General features: G+C 66.9%; 3 protein-coding genes. All 3 read right to left on the reverse strand.

The window, feature by feature from the left end:
• Window positions 1–3: 3 nt before the first annotated feature.
• From ACXWUF_RS20240 to ACXWUF_RS20250, 3 genes are read right to left on the reverse strand one after another with little or no spacing between them, the layout of a single operon-like run.
• Window positions 4–717: a formylglycine-generating enzyme family protein gene (locus tag ACXWUF_RS20240; RefSeq protein ID WP_458496374.1), complete on the reverse strand. Its 714-nt coding sequence runs from the start codon at window positions 715–717 to the stop codon at window positions 4–6.
• Complete coding sequence (locus ACXWUF_RS20245) at window positions 714–2,810, reverse strand: NACHT domain-containing protein (protein WP_458496375.1); 2,097 nt, start codon at window positions 2,808–2,810, stop codon at window positions 714–716. Before ACXWUF_RS20245 ends, ACXWUF_RS20240 begins: the two co-directional genes overlap by 4 nt.
• A 3-nt stretch (window positions 2,811–2,813) precedes the next feature.
• On the reverse strand, window positions 2,814–3,575 hold the full coding sequence (locus ACXWUF_RS20250; protein ID WP_458496376.1) for a hypothetical protein: 762 nt from the start codon (window positions 3,573–3,575) through the stop codon (window positions 2,814–2,816).
• Between the last annotated feature and the right edge of the window lie 200 nt (window positions 3,576–3,775).

A 3,775-nucleotide genomic window follows, 5' to 3' on the forward strand; every position in this document is an offset into this window, starting at 1 on the left:
GGGCTACCGCGTGCCGGGAAGGCGAACAGGGGCCGAAATCAACACCACACGAAACCCCAGGCTGTCGTCGCGGTCGTCGGGCCGAAACCTGCCGCGGCAGGCGCAGCGTGTGACGACTCGGTGGGGGCCCCACGCGCCGCCCCGCACGACCCGGTAAACATCATCCCCGGCGTCCGGGTTCTCCCGTCGCGCATCCTGGAAATCATAGGGATAGCCGAACTCCGGCGTGCCGCCGTCCTTGCCCCACAGACTCCGGGTCCATTCCCAGACATTGCCCACCATATCGGACAGGCCGTAGCCGTTGGCCGGGAAGCCCCCGACCGGCGAGGTGTCGCCGAGGCCAGTCTCGTCGGTGTTGGCCCGTTCCGGGTCGGGGTCATCACCCCACGGATACACCGCCCCGACCAAGCCACCCCGCGCCGCCTTCTCCCATTCCAATTCGCTGGGCAGCGCCACCCGCCCGCCCGCCCGGACCAGATGGGCGGCGGGCGTGTCCGCCAGGACCGGGGAGTTGGCAAGCGTGTCGTTCAACCAGTCCGCGTAGGCCAACGCCTCGTGCCAGTCCACCCAGCGCACCGGGCGGCTGTCCGGGTCGCGCAGGGCGTCGGCGTCGCCGGGCTGCCGCCCGGTGGCGTCCAGGTAGGTGCGGAACTGCGCCACGCTGACGGGATAGCGGGCGATGTGGAATTCCGGCGTCGGGGTCGGTGCGTCGTTCATCTCGTCATCATAGGGATCGGTCCCGATGCTTTCCGCCACACGGGGTTGTCTTCGTCACGGGTACCGATGCTGAAATCCGGGTCGGCAGGAATCCGCACGAAGCCCAGATTCTCATCCGTCGGCAGGCAATACCGCTCCGGCCCATGGAAGCGCGGATCGCCCAACGCCGCCAGCACGTCCCCCGCTTCCGCCCGCCGCTTGACCGGGAGTCCGCCCTGATCCGGGTGGACCGGCAGCGCCGCCGCCAGCCAACCGGCCACGCGGGCGGCGATGGCGCGGCGCTGGCCGTTCGACCGCACCGCGCTGAGGCCGATTTCCACCAGTTGCGACCCGGCCAGCAGGGCGCAGGTCCAATCCGCCGGATCGGGGCGGCGGGTCCGGGCGAAGTCCGCCACCGCCGTGCTTTCGATCAGGGCATCCGCCGCGCCCGCCCCGCGTTCGGCCTCGGCCAGCCGCGCCGCCAGGGGCAACACCACCCGCCAATGATCCGGGGCGGTCCGGGCCAAGCGGTGGCATTGGGCGGCGAAGTCGGTAAGGGTTTTCAGATAGCAGGCGGCGAGGAATTCCTGGAAGGTGCGGTGCGGGAAGGCGAACTGCCGTTCGCCGTCCTTCTCGCCTTGGCCGATGAGCAGCCCGGCCCGTTTCTCGATGTATTCCGCCACCTTCGCCGCCTTGTTGCGGTCCTCGTTCAGCAGCGGACGGAAGGCCCGCTCCAAGCGGCCTTCGCCAATATCGGCGGCGCCCTCCCGCCCGGCGTTCTGTTCATGGACCTCGAAGGCCAGCTTCGCCAGCACCGAACGCAGGTCGGCCAGCTTCAAGCCCGGCATCGCCAGTTCGTCCAACAGCGCCCGGTCGGCGCCGATCTGCCGGTTCCAGCGCAGCATCAGCAACTCCACCGAATCCTCGTACAGGTCGGCGCGGTCGTCGGGCAAGCGGCCCTTGTTGGTGTGCAGGGTCGCCATCAGGGTCAGCAACAAGGGATTCCGCGCCAAGGGCACGAGGTCGGGGCGTTGCCAAGCGTTGAGCAGGTCATCCCGTTTGCGCTCGGCCTCGCCGGGATTGCTCCAGCCCCGCTTCACCAGGGCCGCGTACCAGGCGGTGATGAATTGCTGCACTTGATCGTCATCGAAATCCGCCAGCGCATACACGCCCCGCTCGGCATCGGGACCAGCGGCCCAGGCGTAAGGCCGGGCGGTGAGGACGAACCGGCAGGCGCTTCCAGCGTTCCGCATCAATTCATCCACCGCCGCCATGACCCGCCCCCGGCGTTGGGCGTCGCCGCATTCGTCCAGGCCATCCAGCAGGAAATAAGCGCCATGGCGGCGGGCGAGGCGCTGGACGTATTCCGAAACCCGCTCCGACAAGCCATAACCGGCGGCTTTCAAGTCGCGGGCGATGAATTCCCACACATCCCCGGCCCGCGCCGGGGCATCGCCCGCCGGAAGCTGGTCGGCGAAGCGCCGCAGCACCACGCGGATGGGCAAGAGGCCGCTGTGCGACCAGCCGGATTCCTGCTCTGCCAGTGCATCCGGGTGGCCCTGCCAGGTCTGGGCCAGGGCCAGCAACAGATGGGCGCCGAAGGTGCTTTTGCCGCTGCCGGGGAGGCCGAGCAGGGTGAGTTCGCGGTGATGGGCAGCGGCTTCAAGGACTGAAACTGAGCGGCTTTCGATGTTCCGCGCTCTGCCGACATCGGGACCATTCCGCACTTCCTCCAGCCATTTAGTAAGGACGAAGTCCGATGGAATTCGCAAACTGGTATTCAACGGCACATACACATCCGCCAATTGCAGTGGTTCGCGCTTGGGATCGGCGGAGCCGTCGATTTCCCCCAGCTTCAAGCCCGCCAAATCGGACGCCAGGGCGTGCAGGTAATGGGCGATGACGGACTTCGCCTCCTCCTCGTCTTCGCCGGGCCGGACCACCTGGGTGATGGTCTGGATGAAGTCCCGCCCGATGAAATGCCCGCCGGAGGTTCTGACCGCGCCCTCCACCACCGCGCCGCCGCCGGTGTCGATGCGCTGGGCGGCGGCAAGTTGGGCCTGTAGCTCTTCAATCTGGCGTTGCAGAGCCGCCACGTCGATGGACTCCGCCATGGCTCACCCCCCTTTCGGTTTGTCGGATGGCTTGGAAATGAAGTCCCGGCCCACGAACGCGCCGCCACCCGTATTCACGTTCCCGCCCACATAAGCCCCGCCGCCGGTGTCGATTCGGGTGCCGGTATTGATGTCGCCGAAATTGTTCCCCCGAATCGCCACTCCGCCCGCTCCTACTGTCATGGAATCCCGCCCCTGAGCAACGACCCCGGCCCCGTGAAGGGTGGCCGTGTAATGTTCGCCCGTCGGCATCGGCCAGTCCTTCGGGTCAGGGCGGAACTCGATGAAGCCCCGCGCCACCAGCTCGTCCAACTGGCTGGCGAAGTGATGCGCCAAGCCCTCGGCATTGGCGTAGCGGGTCTGGTAATGGCCCAGCGCCTTGAGCTTGGCCTGGAAGGCGGCGAGGCTGGCGTCCACGCTGACGCCCGGTGGCGGCGGGGCGTCCTTGTAGTAGGTGAAGATGAACGGCTTGTCGGTGGCCCGGAACTGGCCGACGGCGGTGTCGAATTCCTCTTCCGTGTAGCGTCCCACCTTGGTCCAGAACAGCATCACGAACAGGTCGCAGCCCTGGATGGCCCGGTTGTATTCGTCCTGTAGCCGGGTTTTGGAGAGTGCGTCTAGGAAGTCCTCCCAGACGATCAGCTCGATGAAGACGCCTCGGTCGATCCAGTCCTTGTTCTTGCGGTTGACGGCAATCTCGAAGGCCAGTCGGTCTTCGAGCAGTTCCGACGAGGAGGCCAGGAAGACTTTTTTCTTTTCGATCATGGGGAGGCTCCCGTTTTTGTTTGTTGATGATTCGGCTCGTTCCCAAGCTCCGATTGGGAACGAGCATAAAAATCCGCCGCGGCGCGGGCGGGGGAAGGCTCCCCCGCACCCCCTCTGGAGGGCGGAGGACCGGAGTCCAGAGGCCCGAGCTACCGCGTGCCGAGAAAGCGAACAGGGGCCGAAATCAACACCACACGAAA

The sequence above is a fragment of the Methylomagnum sp. genome, from assembly GCF_054333355.1.

Coding starts and splice junctions, on each gene's coding strand:
- ACXWUF_RS20240 (WP_458496374.1), bottom strand. CDS start 717: ATGAACGACGCACCGACCCCGACGCCGGAATTCCACATCGCCCGCTAT.
- ACXWUF_RS20245 (WP_458496375.1), bottom strand. CDS start 2,810: ATGGCGGAGTCCATCGACGTGGCGGCTCTGCAACGCCAGATTGAAGAG.
- ACXWUF_RS20250 (WP_458496376.1), bottom strand. CDS start 3,575: ATGATCGAAAAGAAAAAAGTCTTCCTGGCCTCCTCGTCGGAACTGCTC.